The sequence below is a fragment of the Nonomuraea terrae genome, assembly GCF_004348995.1.
GTDB classification, from domain to species: Bacteria; Actinomycetota; Actinomycetes; order Streptosporangiales; family Streptosporangiaceae; genus Nonomuraea; species Nonomuraea terrae.
The window spans coordinates 18,982-39,481 of sequence record NZ_SMKQ01000029.1 but is presented as its reverse complement, the minus strand read 5'-3'; the positions used below and the strand labels follow the sequence as shown (position 1 = coordinate 39,481).

At 71.5% G+C, this 20,500-nt stretch carries 17 protein-coding genes; 8 read left to right on the top strand and 9 right to left on the bottom strand.

Annotation, left to right across the window (positions count from 1 at the left end):
- Window positions 1–5 precede the first annotated feature (5 nt).
- The 3 genes from E1286_RS13140 (at window position 6) to E1286_RS13130 (ending at window position 2,515) form a co-directional block, all read left to right on the top strand.
- A complete protein-coding gene (locus E1286_RS13140; RefSeq protein WP_132612148.1) occupies window positions 6–563 on the top strand; it encodes a DUF4956 domain-containing protein in 558 nt (185 codons plus the stop codon).
- Window positions 560–1,462, top strand: a complete 903-nt coding sequence (locus E1286_RS13135) for a polyphosphate polymerase domain-containing protein (protein ID WP_132612146.1) — start codon at window positions 560–562, stop codon at window positions 1,460–1,462. Before E1286_RS13140 ends, E1286_RS13135 begins: the two co-directional genes overlap by 4 nt.
- A 432-nt stretch (window positions 1,463–1,894) precedes the next feature.
- Window positions 1,895–2,515, top strand: a complete 621-nt coding sequence (locus E1286_RS13130) for a DUF6879 family protein (RefSeq protein WP_342776204.1) — start codon at window positions 1,895–1,897, stop codon at window positions 2,513–2,515.
- A 186-nt stretch (window positions 2,516–2,701) separates the two neighbouring features.
- Here E1286_RS13130 and E1286_RS13125 read toward each other — a convergent pair whose 3' ends face one another.
- Genes E1286_RS13125 through E1286_RS13105 form a run of 5 tightly spaced genes read right to left on the bottom strand, consistent with a single transcriptional unit; the run spans window position 2,702 to window position 9,415 of the window.
- Window positions 2,702–3,925, bottom strand: coding sequence for an acyl-CoA dehydrogenase family protein (locus E1286_RS13125; protein WP_132612142.1), 1,224 nt, complete (start codon window positions 3,923–3,925; stop codon window positions 2,702–2,704).
- Between the two features lie 35 nt (window positions 3,926–3,960).
- The gene (locus tag E1286_RS13120; protein WP_132612140.1) at window positions 3,961–4,968 is read right to left on the bottom strand and encodes an ABC transporter ATP-binding protein; all 1,008 of its coding nucleotides are present in this window, start codon (window positions 4,966–4,968) and stop codon (window positions 3,961–3,963) included.
- Window positions 4,958–6,862: a dipeptide/oligopeptide/nickel ABC transporter permease/ATP-binding protein gene (locus tag E1286_RS13115; RefSeq protein ID WP_132612138.1), complete on the bottom strand. Its 1,905-nt coding sequence runs from the start codon at window positions 6,860–6,862 to the stop codon at window positions 4,958–4,960. Before E1286_RS13115 ends, E1286_RS13120 begins: the two co-directional genes overlap by 11 nt.
- Complete coding sequence (locus E1286_RS13110) at window positions 6,855–7,793, bottom strand: ABC transporter permease (protein WP_132612136.1); 939 nt, start codon at window positions 7,791–7,793, stop codon at window positions 6,855–6,857. The genes E1286_RS13115 and E1286_RS13110 overlap by 8 nt, the downstream gene beginning before the upstream one ends.
- Window positions 7,790–9,415 (bottom strand): ABC transporter substrate-binding protein, encoded by a 1,626-nt coding sequence (locus tag E1286_RS13105; protein ID WP_132612134.1) that lies wholly within the window; start codon window positions 9,413–9,415, stop codon window positions 7,790–7,792. Before E1286_RS13105 ends, E1286_RS13110 begins: the two co-directional genes overlap by 4 nt.
- A 120-nt stretch (window positions 9,416–9,535) precedes the next feature.
- Here E1286_RS13105 and E1286_RS13100 point away from each other — a divergent pair, with 120 nt between their 5' ends.
- On the top strand, window positions 9,536–10,216 hold the full coding sequence (locus E1286_RS13100) for a TetR family transcriptional regulator (RefSeq protein ID WP_165969711.1): 681 nt from the start codon (window positions 9,536–9,538) through the stop codon (window positions 10,214–10,216).
- Here the strand turns inward: E1286_RS13100 and E1286_RS13095 are convergent.
- Window positions 10,163–11,062, bottom strand: a complete 900-nt coding sequence (locus E1286_RS13095; protein ID WP_132612132.1) for a LysR family transcriptional regulator — start codon at window positions 11,060–11,062, stop codon at window positions 10,163–10,165. The two genes, E1286_RS13100 and E1286_RS13095, sit on opposite strands and share 54 nt — an antisense overlap.
- Before the next feature lie 104 nt (window positions 11,063–11,166).
- Here E1286_RS13095 and E1286_RS13090 point away from each other — a divergent pair, with 104 nt between their 5' ends.
- The 4 genes from E1286_RS13090 to E1286_RS13075 are packed head-to-tail and all read left to right on the top strand — an operon-like array spanning window position 11,167 to window position 15,409.
- Window positions 11,167–12,738, top strand: coding sequence for an amidohydrolase (locus tag E1286_RS13090; RefSeq protein WP_132612130.1), 1,572 nt, complete (start codon window positions 11,167–11,169; stop codon window positions 12,736–12,738).
- 29 nt (window positions 12,739–12,767) lie between these two features.
- The gene (locus E1286_RS13085; protein WP_132612128.1) at window positions 12,768–13,715 is read left to right on the top strand and encodes a transporter substrate-binding domain-containing protein; all 948 of its coding nucleotides are present in this window, start codon (window positions 12,768–12,770) and stop codon (window positions 13,713–13,715) included.
- Window positions 13,716–13,721: 6 nt separating this feature from the next.
- A complete protein-coding gene (locus E1286_RS13080; RefSeq protein WP_132612126.1) occupies window positions 13,722–14,645 on the top strand; it encodes an amino acid ABC transporter permease in 924 nt (307 codons plus the stop codon).
- Window positions 14,642–15,409: an amino acid ABC transporter ATP-binding protein gene (locus E1286_RS13075; protein WP_132612124.1), complete on the top strand. Its 768-nt coding sequence runs from the start codon at window positions 14,642–14,644 to the stop codon at window positions 15,407–15,409. The genes E1286_RS13080 and E1286_RS13075 overlap by 4 nt, the downstream gene beginning before the upstream one ends.
- Here the strand turns inward: E1286_RS13075 and E1286_RS13070 are convergent, their stop codons facing one another.
- The 3 genes from E1286_RS13070 to E1286_RS13060 are packed head-to-tail and all read right to left on the bottom strand — an operon-like array spanning window position 15,410 to window position 20,373.
- Window positions 15,410–17,359 (bottom strand): beta-galactosidase, encoded by a 1,950-nt coding sequence (locus tag E1286_RS13070; protein WP_223189893.1) that lies wholly within the window; start codon window positions 17,357–17,359, stop codon window positions 15,410–15,412.
- Between the two features lie 33 nt (window positions 17,360–17,392).
- Window positions 17,393–19,318 (bottom strand): DUF6807 family protein, encoded by a 1,926-nt coding sequence (locus tag E1286_RS13065; protein ID WP_223189884.1) that lies wholly within the window; start codon window positions 19,316–19,318, stop codon window positions 17,393–17,395.
- On the bottom strand, window positions 19,315–20,373 hold the full coding sequence (locus E1286_RS13060; protein ID WP_132612122.1) for a mandelate racemase/muconate lactonizing enzyme family protein: 1,059 nt from the start codon (window positions 20,371–20,373) through the stop codon (window positions 19,315–19,317). The genes E1286_RS13065 and E1286_RS13060 overlap by 4 nt, the downstream gene beginning before the upstream one ends.
- Window positions 20,374–20,500 lie beyond the last annotated feature (127 nt).

Genomic DNA, 20,500 nt, shown 5'->3' with positions numbered 1-20,500 from the left:
CGGTCATGGCGACCGGACTGTTGATGGACCTCGTGGCGATCGTGGTGCTCGCCTACGGCCTCTACTATCGGCGGCACCACCGCAGGGATCTGCTGTTCGCGTACATCGCGCTCAACGTCGGGATCTTCGCGGTGGTGTCGCTGCTGCTGGTGCAGCGGGTCGACATCGCCGTCGGCTTCGGGCTGTTCGGCGTTCTGTCGATCATCCGTCTCCGGTCGAGCGAGATCACGCAGCAGGAGATCGCGTACTACTTCATCGCCATCGCCCTCGGCCTGGTCAACGGCATCGCCGGCGGCACGTGGCCGCTGACCGCGCTGCTGCTCAACGGCATCCTCCTGGTCGTGATGTACGCCGCCGACCACCCCAAGCTGTTCGGCCGCACCCGCCAGCAGATCGTCACCCTCGACGTCGTGCACACCGACGCCGACATGCTGAAGGTCGACCTGGAGAACCGGCTGCGGGCCAAGGTGCTCTACCACGTCGTCACCCAGATCGACTACGTGCGCGACGTGACCGTGGTCGACGTCCGCTACGTGGACAACGCGCGGGTGGGTGTGCGATGAGCGCCGGGCCGTACGCCGACGCGCTGCTGGCCGGCATCGCCGCCTCGACGCCGGGCGTCGGGCTCGACGAGGTGCCGGAGCTGATGAGCCGGGTCGACCGCAAGTACATCGTGACGACCACCATCATGACGCGGGTCGCGGCCGAGATGGGCGACCGGTTCCACGTGCTGCGCATCGAGGGGCGGCGGCAGTTCCGCTACACCTCCACCTACTTCGACACCCCCGAGCTGCTCACCTTCCACCAGCACCGGCAGGATCGGCGCCGGCGGTTCAAGCTCCGTACGCGGACCTATCTCGACGGCGGCGGGCAGTGGCTGGAGCTGAAGCTCAGCGGCGCGCGGGGCAGCACCGACAAACACCGCATCCCGTACGACGGGGTGCCCAGCGCGACGCTGACCCCCGAGGCGCTCGACTTCGTCCGCGACACCCTGCTGAGCAGGCTCCACCTCGTCGCGCCCGAGACGCTGGGGCCGGTGCTGGCCACCGACTACAAGCGCGTGACGCTGATCGACCGGGAGGGTGGCGCGCGCGTCACCTGCGACACGGGGCTGGTGTGCCGTGACGGCTACGACAGCAGGCCGGCGCGCGGCGACCTGGTGCTGCTGGAGTCGAAGTCGGTCGACGGCAAGGGGCTGATCGACAAGGTGCTGCGCGGGCTGGGGGTGCGGCCGGTCAGCGTGAGCAAATACTGCATCGCGGTCGCGGCGCTCCGCGGCCTGCCCGCCAACCGCTGGCGCCCGGTGCTCCACCGCTACCTCGACCACCGTCCAGGGCGGCGCCGAGCGCACGACGGCCGCTGGGTAGAGGTCGGCTGGACGGGCACGGGCCGCCTGCCGGGCTCCCGCCCATGGCCGGAGCACCGGCTCACGGCGGAATGCCGCCCCGGGCCGGCCCGGTGACCGCACGCACGCGCAGCGCCGATCGAGCAGTCCGAACGTACGGAACGCGGACGCCGCGGAAGTCCGCGCCGCACCTGGCGCAGCCGCACTTCGCGTGGCAGGAGCCGCGCCACGCGCGGGAGGAGAGCCGCCGGCCGTCACCCGCGACGGCCGGAGCCGGAGGAGACCGCGGCGCGGTATGCGGCGGCCGGCGATGATCTCCTCGTTCGTCGGGGAGCGGTGGGATTTTGAGGGGATTTCCTGGCCTTAGGGCTTACGGGGGGATTGACGTGTTCTGTCCGTCATTTTCGCGGGGAACGGGAAAGCGGAACGCCGGGGATATGGGAAATCGACGCTCGGGCTTGGCGATGGTCGAACCGAATGCGGCCGGTGTGACCCAGGTGGCTCGACAATAGTGACTTTGCGGTGATAGTCAGAGGTTGACCTGCGAGGATGAGCGGCCGAAGCGTCCGGGCCGCTCGTGGCCGACGAGGGATATTCCTTATGCTTGAGCGCATTCACGAGATATCTGCTGTCTTGCTGAGTGCGGATGAATATCTCGATGATTTCTGGCCTAATTTCCGGAAAATTGATGGCGTGTTCTGGCGGCTGGAGCGCGTCCAGGGCTTTCACGAGAGCCGTATCGCGAGGCGGGAGAGCGACTGGGACCGGTCCGCCAAGCTGGTCGACGGCGTGCGCCCGGTGCGGCCCTTTCCGTGTCGGCGCATCCGCGTCGTCGAGCAGCCGGTCACGCCCTACCTGCAGTGGGAGATGCACGTCCTGGCGCTGCGCAGGACGACCGCCGAGCAGGTGCGTGTGCTCGACGCCGCCGAGGTGCTCGACCTGGAGGGCAGCCGTCGCCTGCCGGAGCTGGTCGTGCTGGGCACGACGGTCATGTACGAGGTGACGTACGACTCCGGCGGCGCCCACAGCGGAGCGCGGCGGATCGACGATCCCGAGGTGATCGACGCCTGCCGCGGCGAGCTGGACAAGCTGTTCGCGGTGGGCGAGGACCTGCGGGCGTACTACGAACGCGAGATCGTCCCGCTGCCCGCACCCCGGACGCTCGTCTGACCCGAGGCGCGCCGGCGCGTGATGCGGCCGATTCGTTGCCGGCCAGGCAGATCGTGTCCTGGCTCTCGACACGCCCTGGCGTGGTTCCCGCGGGAGCGGGAGATCGACGACCTCTGGTCGCCGATCTCCGCGCGGTCCTAGGTGCGGGTCCCCCGGTGGCGCGCCGGCCGGGGGACACCGCTCCGGTTACAGGGGGAGGTCGCCGGTGGCGGAGCTGGTGGAGCCGGTGGCGCGGTAGGCGGCGATGGTGCGCTCGGCGATGCGCATCTGGTGGATCTCGTCGGCGCCGTCGGCGAAGCGGGCCCAGCGGGCGTGCTGGAACATGTTCGCCAGCGGCGTGTCCGTCGAGTAGCCGAGGGCGCCGTGCACCTGGATCGCCCGGTCCACGATCCGGTTGAGGCTGTTGGCGACGAAGTGCTTGGCCATCGAGACCTCCGTACGGAAGTCCTCGCCCTTGTCGATCTTGGACGCGGCGTGCAGCACCATCAGCTTGCACTGGTAGAGCTCCATCGCCGAGTCGGCGATCAACCACTGGATGCCCTGCTTCTCGGCCAGCAGGGAGCCGTGGCTGTAACGGTTGAGCGCCCGATCGACCATCATGTCGAGGGCCGTCTCCGCCTGCGAGATCCACCGCATGCAGTGGGCCAGGCGGGCCGGGCCGAGGCGGTACTGCCCGAGGCGGTGGCCGTTGCCCCGGCCGCCCAGCACCTGGCTGTCGGGCAGGCGCAGGTCCTTGATGACGATCTCGCTGTGGCCGGTGGAGCCGTGCATCGTCTCCACCTCGCGGACGTCGTTCCAGCCCTCGGAGGGCAGGTCCACGAGGAAGGCGGTGTTGGCGCCGCGCGAGCCCTCCGGCACGTCCTGCTCGGTCCTGGCGATGAGGATGGCGAAGCTCGCCCGGCGAGCGTTGGAGATGAACCACTTGTGGCCGTTGATGATCCACTCGTCGCCGTCGCGGACGGCCTCCGTGCGGATCAGGGTGGGGTCGGAGCCCGCCACCTCGGGCTCGGTCATGGCGAAGCAGGACGACTTCGTCCCCTCCAGGAGGGGACGCAGGTACTTCTCCTTCTGTTCGTCCGTCGCCCAGTGCAGCAGGGTATGCATGTTGCCCTCGTCGGGGGCCTGGCAGTTGAACACCCACGGCCCGATGCGGGTCTTGGCCGCCTCCGACTGCACCATGGCCAGCTCGACGTGGCCCAGGCCCATGCCGCCCCACTCCTTCGGCATGTGCGGCAGCCACAGACCCTCGGCCTTGGCCTGCTTGCGCAGGCCGAAGATGGTCTTGAGGTACGCCTCCCGGTCGCCCTCCTCGACCTCCTCCATGGCGGGGACGACGGTGCCCTGGATGAAGGCGCGGACCCGCTTGCGGATCTCTTCGTGTTCCGGGGCGAGGGTGAAATCGATGGCCATGCTGGTGGTCACTCCTTGTTGCTGTATCACGGTTGCTATATCGCGGGTTGAACGGGTGGTTCCACGTCCGGCAGGGCCGGATAGTGGCAGGCCAGCCAGTGGTCCGCGCCGACCTGCCGGATCTGGGGCTCCTCGGCGGCGCACCGCTCCCGCGCGCGCGGGCAGCGCGTACGGAAACGGCAGCCCGACGGCGGATCGACCGGCGACGGCGGCTCGCCGCTGATCAGCGTGTCGGACGGCGGCAGATCGAGCCCGCCGTCGGGGATCGAGGCGATCAGGGCCCGCGTGTACGGGTGGGCGGGACGGCTGATCAGGTCGGCGCTCGGCGCCAGCTCGCACACCTTGCCCAGGTACATGACCATGATGCGGTCGCTGACGTTCTTGACCACGGCCAGGTCGTGGGCGATGAAGACGAGCGTGAGCCGGTAGCGCGCCTTGAGGTCCTCCAGCAGGCCGAGGATCTGGGCCTGCACCGAGACGTCCAGCGCGGAGACCGGCTCGTCGCAGATCACCACCTCCGGGTCGAGGATCAGCGCCCGCGCGATGGAGATGCGCTGGCACTGACCGCCGGAGAACTCGTGCGGCCGGCGTACCGCGGCGGTCGCGGGGTCGAGGCCGACCGCCTCCAGCACCTCGTCCACGCGGTCGCCGGGCAGGTTCCACACGCGGGGGCCCTCGCCGACGATCTCGCGGACGCGGCGGCGGGGATTGAGGGAGGAGATCGGGTCCTGGAAGATCATCTGGAGCTGTCGGCGGGTCCGGCGCAGGGCCTCACCGCGCAGCGCGGTCAGCTCCTGGCCGTCGAGCCGTACCGAGCCCGAGCGGGGCGGCGGGAGCTGGACGAGCGCCCGCGCCGCGCTCGACTTGCCGCAGCCCGACTCGCCGACGATGCCGAGCGTCTCGCCGCGTGCCAGGTCGAAGCTCACCCCGGAGACCGCGCGCACGGTGCGGCCGCGGCCCGCGGGGAACTCCACGACCAGATCCTCCACGCGCAGCAGCACCTCGTCACGGGGACGCAGGTGGGACTTCCCGCTACCTGCCACTGCTCTCAGCCCCTTCCGCGATGGCCGTCTCGATGGGACGCGGGTACCAGCAGGCGTACTGGTGGCCGCTGCCGTTGACCGGGGCGCCGTTGGCCAGGGCGACGCCGACCAGCGGCGGTGCCTCCTGCCCGCACCGGTCCTGCGCGTACGCGCACCGCGGGCGGAAGGAGCACCCCGGCGGCAGGTCGACGAGGTCCGGCGGCCGGCCGGGGATCTCCCGCAGCCGGTGGTGCACCGGGTCGCTCAGCCGCGGCGCCGCCTGCAGCAGGGCCTGCGTGTACGGCATCCGCGGCCGGCGGAACACCTCGGCGGCCGGCCCGCGTTCGACGACCTTGCCGGCGTACATGACGATGACCTCGTCCGCCCAGCGGGCCACCACGGACAGGTCGTGGCTGACCAGCACCACGGCCATGTGGTGCTCCTCGCGCAGCTGGTGGAGCAGCCGCAGCACCTGGTCCTGGATGGTGACGTCCAGCGCGGTGGTCGGCTCGTCGGCGAAGAGCACGTCGGGCCCGCACGACAGCGCCATCGCGATCGTCACCCGCTGCCGCATGCCGCCCGACAGCTGGTGCGGGTAACGGCGCAGCATGCGTACGGGATCGGCGATGCCCACCGAGGCCAGCAGCCGCACGGCCTCGGCGTGGGCCTCCTTGCGGCCCAGGCCGCGGTGCACCCGCAGCGGCTCGGTGACCTGCGTGCCGATGGTGCGCACCGGGTTCAGCGCGGTCATCGGGTCCTGGAACACGGTGCCGAGCCGGGGCCCGAGCACCGAGCGCATCTCGGCGGGGGTGCGCGCGGTCAGGTCGTCGCCCGACAGGTAGACCTTGCCGCCTCTGACGGCGCTGCCGGGCAGCAGGCCGAGGATCGAGCGGATCAGCATGGACTTGCCCGACCCCGACTCGCCGACGATGGCCAGGGTCCTGCCGCGTTCGAGGGTGAAGGAGACGCCGTCCACGGCCTTGACGAGGCCGCGCGGGGTGGCGAAGTGGGTGCGCACGTCCTCGGCCTGCAGCAGCGTGTCGCGGACCTGGTGCTCCGCCACCGGCATCGGGGAGACGGTCACCTGCCGCACCGGCTCCAGGCCGCTCTCCCGTACGTCGGTCAGCGCGCGCAGCCGGTCGCCCACCAGGTTGAACGAGAGCACGGTCAGGAACATGACCACCGAGGGGACGAGCACGACGTGCGGCGCGGTCTCCATGAGCGTGCGGCCCTCGTTGATCAGGCCGCCCCAGGTGGGCGTGGGCGCCTGCACCGACAGGCCGAGGAACGCCAGGCTCCCTTCTGCGACGACGACCACGGCCATGCCGATGAACGCGTACGACGCCGCCGGCATCGCGACGTTCGGCACGATCTCCCGCCACAGGATGCGCCGGTCGCGGGTGCCGAGCACGCGCGCGGCCAGCACGAACTCCCGTTCGGCGAAGGAAAGGGTGGCGCCCCGGATGAGCCGGACCCACGCCGGCACCCCGAGCACCGCGAGCACGATGAGCACGTTGCGCAGGCTCGCCCCGGCGAAGGCCACCACGGCGAGGGCGAACACCAGCGCGGGGAACGCCAGCGCCACGTCGTTGACCGCCATGATGATCGCGTCGGCGGCCCGCCGCCGGTAGCCGGCCAGGATGCCGAGCGGGGCGCCGATGAGCAGGCCGAGCAGGACGGCGCCGACGCCGACGCCGAGCGAGACGCGGGCTCCGTACACGATCCGGCTCAGCACGTCGCGGCCGAGGCCGTCGGTGCCGAGCGGGTGGGACCAGCTAGGCCCCGTCTGCGGCGGCCCGGCCAGCGTCTCGTCGTAGCGGTACAGCGGCAGCAGGTCGGCCAGGAGGGCGGCGAGGAGCACCACCCCGACCCAGCCGACGGCGAGCCAGAAGCCGATCCCGAACCGCCTACGCACGTCGGATCCTGGGATCGACGGCGGCGTACACCACGTCCACCGCGAAGTTGACCAGCACGTAGCCGACCGAGATGAGCACGACGCCTCCCTGAACCGTCAGGTAGTCGCGGGAAAAGATGGAGTCGACGATGAGCCGCCCGATGCCCGGCAGGCCGAAGAGCGTCTCGATGATCACGGTGCCGCCGATGAGCGCGCCCATGTTGAGCCCGATGGCGGTGATCAGGCTGATCGCGGACGGGCGCAGGGCGTGCCGCCACATGATGCGGCGGGGCGACAGGCCGCGGGCGCGGGCGAGGATGATGTAGTCCTCCTGCAGGGTCGCGATCAGGTCGGTACGCAGCAGCCGCGCGTACACCGCGAGCTGGCCGCAGCCGAGCGTGATCGCGGGCAGGATGACCGAGGTGAGGTTCCAGCCGAGGTCGACGGAGAGGGACGTCCAGCCGGTCGCGGGCAGCACGTTCCAGGTGACCGCGAAGATCAGGATCAGCAGCACGCCGAGCACGAACACGGGGGTCGACAGCAGCGCGAAGCTGAGTGCGGTGAGCGCCTGGTCCAGGGCGCGGCCGGCGCGGCGGGCGGCGGCCACGCCCAGCGGGACGGCCAGGCCCAGCGCGACGATCTCCGCGGCGATCAGCAGTTCCAGGGTGACCGGCAGGCGTTCGGCCAGCTCGGCGCCGACGGACATCCGGGTGATGTACGACTCGCCGAAGTCGCCGGTGAGGAGCCCGCCGAGCCAGTCGAGGTAGCGCACGAAGAGGGGCTGGTCCAGCCCCAGCTCCCGGCGGAGCTGCTCGCGGCTCTCCTCCGTCGCCGACATGCCCAGGATCTGCGTGACCGGGTCGCCGGGCAGCAGGTTGAGCAGGGCGTACGACAGGAAGGTCACCACGAGCAGCACCACCACGAGCCGGACCAGCCGGTGGAGGATGATCATCGTTCGCTGACCCAGATCTGGGTGAACGGGTGGTACGGGATCGGCGAGCCGGTCAGCGGCCGGCCCTTCTCGCCGTCGGGCAGCGTGTGCTCGCCGATGCCGCGCACCTTGCTCCTGGCGATCACGGACCCGGTGTCGAGGTGGTCGATGAACAGGATCGGCATCTGGTCGCGCAGCCGCCGCTGCACGGTCGCGTACGCCTCCTTGCGCGCGGCCTCGTCCGGGGTGACCCGGCCGGCGTCGAGGGCGTCGCTGAGCTCCTTGTCCTTGAGTCTGGTGGGGTTGAGCGAGATCTCGCCGAGCGGCCGGGAGAACGCCTGGTGCAGCGCGTTGTACTCGCCGTCGGGGTCGGCGGCGGAGAACGACGTCCAGACGGTGGCGCGGAAGTCGCCGGTGAGCGCCCGGTTGATCAGGTCGGCCTGGTCGGCCTGCCGGATCGACACCTCGATGCCGGCCTTGCGCCACATGTCCTGGCACAGCTCGACGAGCTGCATGGTGTTGGGGTCGGGGGTGGAGATCGTCTCGAAGCGGATGGGGCCCTTGGCCGCCTCGACCTCCTGGACGAGCGCGGTGGCCTTGGCCAGGTCGTAGCCGGGGTAGCCGCCTTCGACGTACCACTCGGAGTCCTTCGACCACGGCCCGTCGGCGGGTTCGTTGAGGCCGCCGCGCAGGGTCTTGATGATGGTGTCGCGGTCGAGGGCGTGGGCCAGCGCCCGGCGCACCCGCACGTCGTCGAGCGGGGCCGCGGCGGTGTTGAGCAGGAAGACGTACTCGGCCACTGACATGCCCTCCGCGCGGTGCACGGTGTAGGCGTCCTGCAGGGCGCCGAACTTGGTGACGTCCTCGTCGCGGTTGGTGCCCATGGCGTCGATGCCGCCGGATTCGAGGGTCTGCGCCCGGGTCTGGCTGTCGGGCAGGATGCGGAACTCGATCTCGTCCAGGTACGGCAGGCCCTGCCGCCAGTAGTCGGGGTTGCGCGTGACGACCATGCGGTTGTCCGGCACGTACTCCTTGAAGACGAACGGCCCGGTGCCCACCGGCTTGAGACTGGCCGCCTTGGGGTCGGCCAGCGAGGACGGCGGCACGATCATGCCGATCTGGGCGGACAGTTGGTAGGGGAAGGCGACCCAGGGCTGACGCAGCTTGACCCGTACGGTGCTCGGGTCGGCCAGCTCGATCGCGGTCACCGGCGCCAGCGCCGCCGCGGTGAGCGGCGAGGCCTTCTGCGCCTCCAGGTTGTTCTTGACGATCTCACCGGTCAGGGCGGTGCCGTCGGAGAAGGTGATGCCCGGCCTGACCTTGATCGTCCACTCGTCGTACGTCTCGTTGGGAGTGAGCGACTCGGCCAGGTACGGCTTCCAGTCGCCGCCTGCGTCCACGCTCACCAGGGGTTCGATGATCGGAGTTGTCATGCTGTAGCTCTGTACGGCGAACTGGTCGGTGATCGGGTTGAATCCGTTGCCGTCGGCGCTGAGCCCGTACACCAGGCGTCCGCCCTGAGTCGGTCCCGTAGCGCCGGGCGCCGTGCCGGCCTGCGGGGTCTCGGTCGGCCGTTGCCCGCTGCACGCCAGCATCACCGTGGCGGCCAGCAGCAGAACGGCCGGAGTCCTCCAGCGTCTCATCCACGCCTCCTCCCGGTAGATCCCCCGAGAGCAATTTCACCGATAGTACTATCGGTGAAAAAGCGCACAAGTGTCGCGGGACAATCGTTATCCGGGGGTCGATGTAGGGAGAGGACTGCCGTGACCAGCACACAGCTCAGCAGGAGCGAGGCCAAGGACCTGACCAGGCGCAGGCTCATCCGCGCCGCCCTCTCGATCCTCGACGCCGAGGGCGAGGCGGGCCTGACGACGGTCAAGGTCGCCAAGGCCGCCGGCATCGCGCAGTCCAGCTTCTACGTGCACTTCAAGGACCGGCAGGAGCTGCTGCGGGTGCTCGCCGAGGAGGGCGGGGAGCGGCTGCGCAAGTCGATGCGGGAGGCGCGGCGCCAGGCCCGCGAGCACCCCGACGACCTCGAACGCCACCGCGAGACGTTCCGCATCCCGCTGGAGGCCATCTGCCGGCATCCCGAGCTGCTGCGCATCCAGGTCAGGGCCCGGCACGACCCGTCGTCCTCATTGCGCGAGTTCGCCGCCGAGACGGCCGCGGCCTACCGCGAGCACCACGCCGCCGACCTGGCCGCGCTCGGCTACACCGCCGACAACGAGCGCGACCGGCGCCGCCTGGAGATGATCGCCGACGGCATCAACGCGGCCACCAACGCACTCGCGATGGGTCACCTGGAAGGCCGCTACCCCGACCTCGACGAGGCCGCCGACATCCTGGTGGCCCTGTCGCGCGGCGCGCTGCGGCTGCTCAAGTCCGCCCGGTCAGGGGCAGGCGCCGACCATGCCGCCGACCAGGGCGTCGAACAGCAGGCGTAGCCGGGCGCTCTCGCGGTCGGGCAGGTAGAGCGCGAAGATGCTGCGGCTGACGTTCAGCCACGGCACGTCGGCCACGACGACGTCCTCGGGCCGGCCGCGCAGCGCCAGCTCGGGGATGAGCGCCGCGCCCAGCGACGCGCCGACCATCGCCAGCGTCGCGCTGAGGTCGTCGGAGTGGCCGACCACGCGCGGGTGCAGGTCCCAGCGGGCGAAGACCCCGTCGAGGACGGACGCGTCGCTGCTGGCCGGGTGGTGCATGATCCACGGCAGGTCCACGAGCTGCGCCACCTCGTACGGCGCGAGGCTGGGCCACGAGCGGGGCAGCACGACCTTGAACGGGTCCTCGCCGAGCCATCGCCGCCGCACCGACGACGGCCAGGACAGGCCGGAGTCGCCCACCTGGTAGACGATCGCCGCGTCCAGCTCGCCGCCGACGCCGAGACCGGGGATGAGCTGCGACGGCTCGGCCACCGAGACCCTGAAGCCCGCGCGGTCCTCCGGCTCCATCTCGCGCAGCAGGCCGGGCAGCACGGTCAGGCCGAAGCTGGGGAAGACCCCGAGCCGGATCTCCTGCTCGGTGTTCCGGTGCGCCCGCTCCACGGCGGCGAGCATCCGGTCCATGTCGGCCAGCACGATCGCGGCGTGCCGCGCCATCACCTCGGCCGCGCTGGTCGGCAGCACCCTGCGGGCCGAGCGGTGGAACAGCCGCACCCCGGTCTTGCGCTCCAGCACGGCCATCTGCTGGGAGACCGCGGAGGCGGTGTAGCCGAGCCGGTTGGCGGCGGCGGCGAAGGAACCGCGCCGGATCACCTCGGTCAGCGTCCTCAGGTGTTCCGGCTTGAGCATAAGAATTCCTTCACCTCAGGAGCATGAAATGTCGTATATCACCCGCTTCAGACTTTAGTGTGAGGCGCTTTACAGTGATGCCACCGTTCGAGCGAAAGGCCCGCATGACCATCCGCGTCTTCAGGAACGCCAGAATCCACACCGGTGATCCCGTACGCCCGCCGGCCGAGGCGCTGGCCGCGGACGGCGAGGAGATCACCGCGGTCGGCACCGAGGCCGAGGTGCGCGCCGCCGCCGGCACCGGCGCCGAGCTGGTGGACCTGGACGGCGCCGCCGTCATCCCCGGCCTGTACGACGCCCACATCCACACCGCCAACTACGCCCGCGAACGCAGCCAGGTCGACCTGCGCCACGCCCGTTCGCTGGACGAGGCGCTGGCCGCTATCGCCGCGCACGCCGCCCGCCTCGCGCCCGGGGCCTGGCTCTTCGGCGGGCGGTGGAACAGCAACCAGTGGGAACGCCCGGTGCAGCCCGACCGGCACGCGCTCGACTCGGTCTGCCCCGACCGGCCCGCCGCGCTGCCGAGCGTGGACGGACACACCGTGTGGGCCAACTCGCTCGCCCTGCGCATGGTCGGCGTCGACCGCACCACCCCCGACCCGGTGGGCGGCCAGATCGTCCGCGACGAGCACGGCGAGCCGACCGGCATCCTGCGCGAGTCGGCGTCGTACCCGCTGCGCGACCTGATGACCGCGGGCGAGCTGGTGGACGAGCTGCGCGCCGCGCAGGAGGACCTGCTGGCGCTCGGCCTGACCAGCGTGCACGACATCGACGGCGAGGACTGCCGCGCCGCCTACCTGCGCCTGCGCGACGCCGGTGAGCTGAAACTGCGGGTGCACAAGGCGATCCCGGCCGAACACCTGGAGGCCGCGGTCGAGGAGGGCCGCCGCACCGGGGAGGGCGACGACTGGTTCCGCACCGGCCCGGTGAAGCTGTTCAGCGACGGTGCCCTCGGCTCGCACACCTGCCACATGATCGAGGGGTTCGCCGGCGACGAGGGCAACCACGGCATCGCCGTCACGCCGTACGACGAGCTGGTGAAGCTGGTCCGCACCGCCGCGGGCGCCGGGATCGCGGTGGCCACGCACGCCATCGGCGATCGGGCCAACCGGCTGGTGGTCGACGCCTACGAGGAGGCCGGCCTGCCCCCGGGCCTGCGGTTCCGCATCGAGCACGCGCAGCACGTCCGCCGCGAGGACATCACCAGGATGGCCCGGCTCGGCATCGTCGCGTCCATGCAGCCGGTCCACTGCACCAGCGACATGGACCTGGTCTCCGCCCTGCTCGCCGGGCAGGACCTGGCCTCCTACGCCTGGCGCACGATGCTGAACGCGGGCGTCCCGCTGGCGTTCGGCTCCGACGCGCCGGTCGAGCACCCGAACCCGTTCGCCGCGCTGCACGCCGCGGTGACCCGTACCAGGCCGGACGGCACGCCGCCCGGCGGCTGGCAGCCGGAGCAGCGGCTCGGCGTCGGCGAGGCGCTGCGCGCGCACACCCTCGGCTCGGCGTACGCGGCGGGGGAAGAGGGCCGCAAGGGCCTGCTCACCCCCGGACGGCTCGCCGACCTCGTCGCCGTGGACACCGACCCCTTCGCGTCGGACCTCGACGCCATCGCCCGCACCAAGGTGCTGGCCACCGTCGTCGGCGGCGAGATCCGCTGGCAGCGATCCCCCTGAAACGATCCACCCTAAGGAGACCCCCCACCTTGAAGATCAGGATCGTCATCCCCCTGCTGCTCGCCTGTCTGGCCGGTACGGCGTGCGGTGCCCAGTCGCTCAACGCCGACCCGGCCGCCCCCGCGAGCAAGAGCGCGCAGCCGGCCGCGCAGGTCCAGGCGCCCGCCGAGGACAAGGCCGCCGCGGTGGTCAACGCGATCGCCGCCGACCCCGCGCTGAACGCCAGGCTGCCCGCCGACGTCAGGGCCGAGGGCCTGAAGATGACCACCTCGCTCGGCTACCCGCCGATGAACATGATCGGCTCCGACGGCACGACCGCCATCGGGCTCGACCCGTCGCTGGGCCGCGCCCTCGCGAGGAAGCTCGGCGTCTCGCTGCACATCACCGACGAGGAGTTCAACTCCCAGATCCCCGGCATCATCACCGGCCGCTACGACATCCTCATGTCATCGGTCTCCGACACCGCCGAACGGCGCACGAACGTCACCTTCGTCGACTACGTCAAGGCCGGCGCCGGGATGCTGGTCGAGAAGGGCAACCCCGAGGCCATCAAGACCCCGGCCGACCTGTGCGGCAGGACGGTCTCCGTGGTCGACAACGGCTCGTCGCTGGCGCTGGCCGAGCAGACCCACGCCGACTGCGAGAAGAACGGCGAGAAGGGGCTCGACATCCTCAAGTTCGCCGGCGACCAGGAGGCGCTGCTCCAGGTCAGCAACGGCCGCGCGCAGGCCAACATCACCGACTACGTGGTCGCCGCCTACAAGGCGGGTGACCCGAAGACCGGGACGGAGGCGCTGTCCATCGCCGGCACCGAGGCGCTGTGGGGCATCGCGCTGCACCCCGACAACAAGGAGCTGATCGAGGCCGTCCGTGACGCGCTCGACGCGCTGATCAAGAGCGGCGAGTACGGCAAGATCCTCGCCGCGTGGGACCTGGAGCAGCTGGCGATCGAGTCCGCCCTGGTCAACGGGGAGTAGCCGGACGTGCGTACCGAACCGATCATCGGCCCGTCGGGCGAGGCCGTCCCGGTCACGCGGACGTGGCACTGGGGGCGCTGGCTCGCGGGCCTGGCCGCCCTGGCTGTGTGCGGCTGGCTGGTCGGCCTCGTCGTGGCCAACCCCCGGCTCGACTGGGGCGCGGTGTGGGACCACCTGTTCCACCCGCTCATCCTCAGCGGGATCGTGGTCACCATCGAGATCTCGATCCTGGCCACCGTGCTCGGCCTGGTGCTCGGCGTGTTCCTGGCCGTCATGCGGCTGTCGCACAACCCGGTGCTCCAGTGGCTGGCCACGCTCTACATCTGGTTCTTCCGCGGCACGCCCGTGCTGGTGCAGCTCATCTTCTGGTACAACCTGGCGTTCCTGTTCCCCGAGCTGATCCTGAAGATCCCGTTCACCATGATCGGGCTCAAGTGGGACACCAACCAGGTGATGACCGGCTTCACCTCGGCGATGCTGGGCCTCGGGCTGAACCTCGCGGCGTACTTCGCCGAGACCGTCCGCGCCGGTATCCAGGCCGTCGACCGGGGTCAGAGCGAGGCCGCGTACGCGCTGGGCATGACGCCCGGCAAGCGGATGCGGGTCATCGTGCTGCCGCAGGCGCTGCGGATCATCATCCCGCCCACCGGCAACGAGTTCATCTCGATGCTGAAGACCACCTCGCTGGTCTACGTCGTCGCCGGGCACGACCTGATGACCAACGCCAGCCAGATCTACAAGGCCAACAACCTGATCATGGAGCTGCTGATCGTGGCGAGCCTGTGGTACATGCTGATGACCGCCGTCGCCACGTTCCTGCAGGGCAGGCTGGAGCGGCGCTTCGGCTCCGACGCCGTGCGGCTGGTGCGCGGCGGCGGCCTGGCCGCCCGGGTGCTGCCCCGCCAGCCGAAGCCGGAGGTGAACCGATGACCGGCGACCCCGTCGTGCTCGCCAGGGGCGTCCGCATGAGCTACGGCGACACCGAGGTGCTGCACGGTGTCGACTTCAGCGTCGCCCCCGGCGAGGTGAGCTGCATCATCGGCCCGTCGGGGTCGGGCAAGTCCACGTTCCTGCGCTGTGTGAACGGGCTGGAGCCGGTGCTCGGCGGCAGCCTGCGGGTGCTGGGGGAGGAGGTCGGCCACACGCTGCGCGACGGGAAGTACCATCCTTGGTCACCGAAGCGGTTCGCGGCCTTCCGGACGAAGATCGGCATGGTCTTCCAGCGGTTCAACCTCTTCGCCCACCAGAGCGCGCTGGAGAACGTCGCCTGCGCGCCGATCCACGTCGCAGGGATGTCCGGTGACAAGGCCCGCGAGCTGGCCATGGAGCACCTGGCCCGGGTGGGGCTGGCCGACCACGCGCACAAGCGCCCGCACCAGCTGTCCGGCGGGCAGCAGCAGCGGGTCGCGATCGCCAGGGCGCTGGCCATGAACCCCACGCTCATGCTCTTCGACGAGCCGACCTCCGCGCTCGACCCGGAGCTCGTGGACGAGGTGCTGGAGGTGATGAAGAAGCTCGCCCTCGACGGCATGACCATGCTCGTGGTGACCCACGAGATCGGCTTCGCCCGTGAGGTCGGCGACACGCTGACGTTCTTCGACGAGGGTGTGGTCGTCGAGCAGGGCGCCCCGGCCGAGCTGCTCGCCGCCTGCAAGCAGCCGCGTACCAGGGCGTTCCTGTCCAGCGTGCTGTGATCAGCGCCGTTCGCGGACGATCCTGACCGTGCCCGCGGGCACGGTCAGCCGGCCGTCCACCGGGGTGCCGTCGAGGCTCGTGCCGGTCGCCTTGACGACCGCGTCCGCGTCCGTGTGGTTGACGGCGAACAGGAACGACCGGCCGTCGGAGTGGGAGCGGCGTACCAGCTCGACGCCCGGCGTGTCCGTGGTGGCCACCCCCGCCTCCGCGCAGACCTCGGCCAGCACGCGCGCCAGCGCCTCACCGGCGAGCAGCGTCGTCAGGTAGTGGGCCGCGCCCCGCCCGGCCTCGTTGCGGGTCCAGGCCGGCTCGCCCGTGGCGTACGCGTCCAGCACGGAGGCGGTGGTGGTGTGGGCGACCTCGCTCCACACCGTGCCCGCGCCGCTGCCCGCCAGCGGGACCGTCTCGCCCGCCTCCAGGGGGAAGAACTCCTCGACCGTCACCCCGAGCAGGTCGCGCCAGGCCCCCGGGTAGCCGCCCAGCCGGACCCGGTCGTGCTCGTCCACGATCCCGCTGTACGGCCCGACGAGCGCGACCCCGCCGCCCTCGACGAAGCGTTCGAGGTTCGCCGCGCCCGCGTCGCTGACCAGGTAGAGCGCGGGCACCAGCACCAGGCGGTAGCCGGACAGGTCGGACTCGGGGTGGGCCAGGTCGCAGGTGACGCCCTGCCGCCACAGCTCGGCGTGCCAGCGCTTGATCTCCTCGACCGGCTTGAGCAGGTCGGTGGGCTGGGCCGGGTGGTCCTGGGCCCAGACGCTCGACCAGTCGAGCAGGATCGCCACGTCCGCCTCGACCGTGCTGCCCGCCACGTCGGACGCCTCGCGCAGCAGGTCGCCGAGCGCGACGACCTCACGCCAGATCTTGGTGCCGGTGCCCGCGTGCGGCAGCATCGCCGAGTGCCACTTCTCTGCCCCCGCCCGCGACGCCCGCCACTGGAAGAACATGATCCCGTCGGCGCCCCTGGCCAGGTGCTGCACGGAGTTGCGGTGCATCTCGCCGGGCCGCTTGGCGCGATTGAGCCCCTGCCAGTTGACCGCGCTGGTCGAGTGCTCCATGAGCAGCCACGGCCGGTCGCGCTTGAGCGAGCGGGTGAGGTCGGCGGCGAAGGCCAGGTCGACGTGGGGCTCCGGGTTCGCGCCGACCAGGTAGTGGTCGGTCGAGACGACGTCCACCTCCTGGGCGAACGACCAGTAGTCGATGTCCCAGTGGGAGCCGCCCATGAAGTTCGTGGTCGCCGGGACACCGGGCGCGAGCTCGCGCAGCAGGTCGCGTTCGGCGCGGTAGAGGGCCGACAGCGCGTCCGAGCTGAACCGGCGGAAGTCGAGCTGCTGGGCCGGGTTGGCGAAGCTGGGGGTGATCCGGGGCGGCAGGATCTGGTCCCACTCGCCGTAGTGCTGTGACCAGAACGCGGTGCCCCAGGCCTCGTTGAGCGCGTCGAGCGTGCCGTAGCGGTCGATCAGCCAGGCGCGGAAGGCCACGGCGGAGGCGTCGCAGTAGCAGCGGGCGTTGTGGCAGCCGTACTCGTTGTGGACGTGCCACATCGCCAGCGCCGGGTGGCCGGCGTAGCGGCGGCCGAGCTGCTCGGCGATGGCCAGCGCCTTCTCCCGGTAGATCGGCGAGCTGGGGCAGAACGCCTGCCTGCTGCCGTGCCACAACCGGCGGCCGTCGGCGTCGACAGGCAGCGCCTCGGGGTGACGGTGGCCGAACCACGGCGGCGGGGAGGCGGTCGGCGTCGCCAGGAAGACCTTGACGCCGCCGCCGGCCAGCAGGTCCATGATGCGGTCGAGCCAGTCGAAGGTGTACACGCCCTCGTCCGGCTCCAGCAGCGACCAGGAGAAGATGCCGAGGCTGACGTGGGTGACGCCGGCCTCGCGCATCAGCCGGACGTCGTCGGCCCACGTCTCCTCCGGCCACTGCTCGGGGTTGTAGTCACCGCCGTAGACGATCAACGCGACTCCTATTAATTTAGGATTTTTCCCGATTTAGAGTCTCACGTCGGCCGCCAGGGCGGAAACCTCCTCCTCATCCAGTCGCCCGTCCGCCACGATCGTCACGACGCGCCTGGTCAGCGTGGTCTTCACCACCAGCGGCGCGTCCCAGGCCAGCGCCTGCCCGACCCCCGGATACTCCGCCACCCGGACGAACCACGGGTCGCCGTCGGCCTGGACGAAGATCAGCGTCCAGTCCCGGCCCTGCGGCGTGGTGCCGGACATCGCCACCCACCGGCCCCGGCTGCCGTGCACCGCGCGCTCGTCCCCGGGGAGCGTGGTGCGCGCGGTGGAGGTGCCGGGGGCTCGCCAGAAGAAGCCGCCGTAGCCGGCGCCCGGCCGTCCCTTGGTGGCCGAGCTCTGGACGGTCAGGGGAGCGCCGGTGAGATTCGTCAGCGTGAACGCGAAGTCCAGCGCCCAGGCGTCACCGACCGGCCGCGCCGCGACCGTGCGTTCCTCGCGGGCCATCGGCCGGCCGCCGGGGCCGATCCACTCCAGGTGCTCGGTGAAGCCGTCGTCCGCCAGCCGGGAGAAGGCCACGTGCCGCTGCGTGCCGTGGTCGTCCAGCCAGGTGGGGCCGCGGTCCTTGACGTACGTGCGGCCGCCCCAGAAGTTCGCGCCGCCGAGGTCGGAGATCGCCACGCCGACGCCCAGGTGGTGCACGTGGTCGGGCGGCCGGACCTCGGTGACCTCCACGCCCCCGCGCGTGCGCACGTGGTGCAGGTACGGCCGGGGCGAGTCGGTCGCCGGCAGGTCGGGACGCCAGTCGTACGCCGCCACCGGCTCACCCGCCACCAGCAGCTCCACCCGCGTCCAGGGGGCGCCCAGCTCGGAGTAGAGGGTCAGCTCGCGCGCGCTGCGCGCCGTCAGCTCGGCCACGCCGGGCAGCAGCCGGCCCACGACCTCGCCGGCGGCGTCCCGTTCCACGACCTGGTGCCGCTCGGGGATCGGGACCGGCTCGGGGGCCAGCCGCACGGCGTCCAGCACCTGGGTGAAGGTCTCGGTGGCCGGCAGCGGGACCAGCAGGTCCGCGCCCGTGCGAACGTGGTCGGCCAGGTTCTCCAGCAGGTCGGTGCGCTCGTACACGGTCGTCGTGCGCGAGCCGTCGGCGAGCTCGACCGTGAGCCGGTCCTCGGTGTAGACGAGTGTGGCCGTGCCCCGCTCGCCGTGCACGACCAGGTACGGCTCGTGCCGCTCCTTGGCGCAGAGCGTCACCGCGATCGTGATCACCAGCCCGTCCGCCAGCCGGATGCGCACGCACGAGGTGTCGTCCGACTCGATCGGGAAGGCGTGGTAGAGCTCGGTCTCGATCCGCGCGATGGGGCCGTCGGCCAGCGCGAGCGCGGTGGCGACGGCGTGCGCGAACGGGTTCGTCAGGGCGCCGTCCACCACGTCCACGTCGTCGAGGCGGCGCCGGCCCGCCCACGGCGAGCGGGTGAAGTAGGCCGCGGGCCGCACCCACGCGCCCGCGCCGCCGATGCCGCGCACCTTCCCGAGAGTCCCGTTCGCGATCAGTTCGCGCAGCGCGGGGACGGCCGCCGAGCCCAGCGACTGGAACCCGACCTGGCAGGCCCGCCCGGTCCGCGCCGCGGCCTCGGCGATCCGCCGGTGCGCCTCGGGCGTGGCCGCGGGCGGCTTCTCCAGCAGCACGTGGGAGCCGGCGCGCAGCGCGGTCACCGCGAGGTCGGCGTGCGTGTGGATCGGCGTGCACACGATCGTGATCTCCGCTCCGGTCTTCTCGACCAGCTCGCCCAGGTCGGACGACTGCGGCGGCGCCGCGAAGTCCACCTCCACCGGGCGCAGGTCGCAGATCCCGGCCAGCTCGACCACGCCGAGGCCGGTGAGCCTGCGCAGGTTGCGTAAGTGGTGCTGCCCGTGCCCCTGCGCGCCGGCCAGCACCACCTTCACCGGCGCTATCACGACCACCTCAGCCCGAGCCCGGCGTGCCCGCCCGCGCGCAGCACGCCTCCGGCGATCCGCACCGGGTACGGCTCCGCCAGCAGCCCCAGCCGGGCGAACGACGCGTCCTCCACGTCCTCGACCATGACCGGCAGCGGCAGGGCCAGCGCCAGCTGCCCGGACAGCTCGCTCAGCAGGTGCGGGTAGACCGGCACGTCGTACGTCCTGGCCAGCTCGGCGATCCGCAGGAACGGCGTGATCCCGCCGACCCGCACGACGTTGGGCTGCACCACGTCGCACGCGCCCGCCGCGAGCAGGTCACGGAAGCCGTAGGTGGTGTAGACGTTCTCGCCGACCGCGACCGGCACGTCGATCGAGCGGCGCAGCTCCACGTGCGCGGCCACGTCGTCTGCCGGCAGCGGCTCCTCGACCCAGTGGAGATCGAACTCGCGCAGCGCGGCGATCGCCCGCCGCGCCCGGTGCAGGTCCCACCGCTGGTTCGCGTCGATCATCAGCAGCCGGTCGGGGCCGATCACCTCACGCACCGCGGCGACCCGCTCGACGTCCCGCGCGAGGTCCGGCCGGCCCACCTTGATCTTGACACCGTGGAAACCGGCGGCCACCCAGCGCCGGGCCTGCTCGACCAGCTCGTCCAGCGAGTAGTGCAGGTTGACGCCGCTGCCGTAGACCGGCACCTCGTCGCGCCGCCGCCCGAGCGCGTCGGCCAGGCCCCGCTCACCGCAGCGCAGGTCCCACAGCGCGAGGTCGATCCCGGCCAGCGCGATCGTGGTGATCCCGCCGGGGCCGGCCTCGCGCAGATGCCGCCAGAGCCCGTCCCACACCACCTCGGGGTGCGCGGGCAGGCCGATCAGCGCCTCGCGCAGGTCGTGGTCGAGCAGCGCCCGCACGGCGTGCGCGCCGATCTGCGGCGTCCACGCGAACCCGGTGCCGGTGCGGCCGTCCTTGAGCGTGACGTGCGTGACGACCACATGGTTGTACGGCACGTCCGGACCCCACGGCCTTGGCAGCGCAGCCGTGCGCAGCTCGGTCCGCAGATCGGCGATCACGGCGTTCATGGCCTCACTCCGTTCGGCGGCTCGGTCGCTCGGATGCCGCCGCCTTCCCCCGCTCTGGTCGCTGCGCTCCCGCCGCTCCTCCAGACGACGGCGCTCCCTCGCGTACTCATGGCCTCACTCCGTTCGG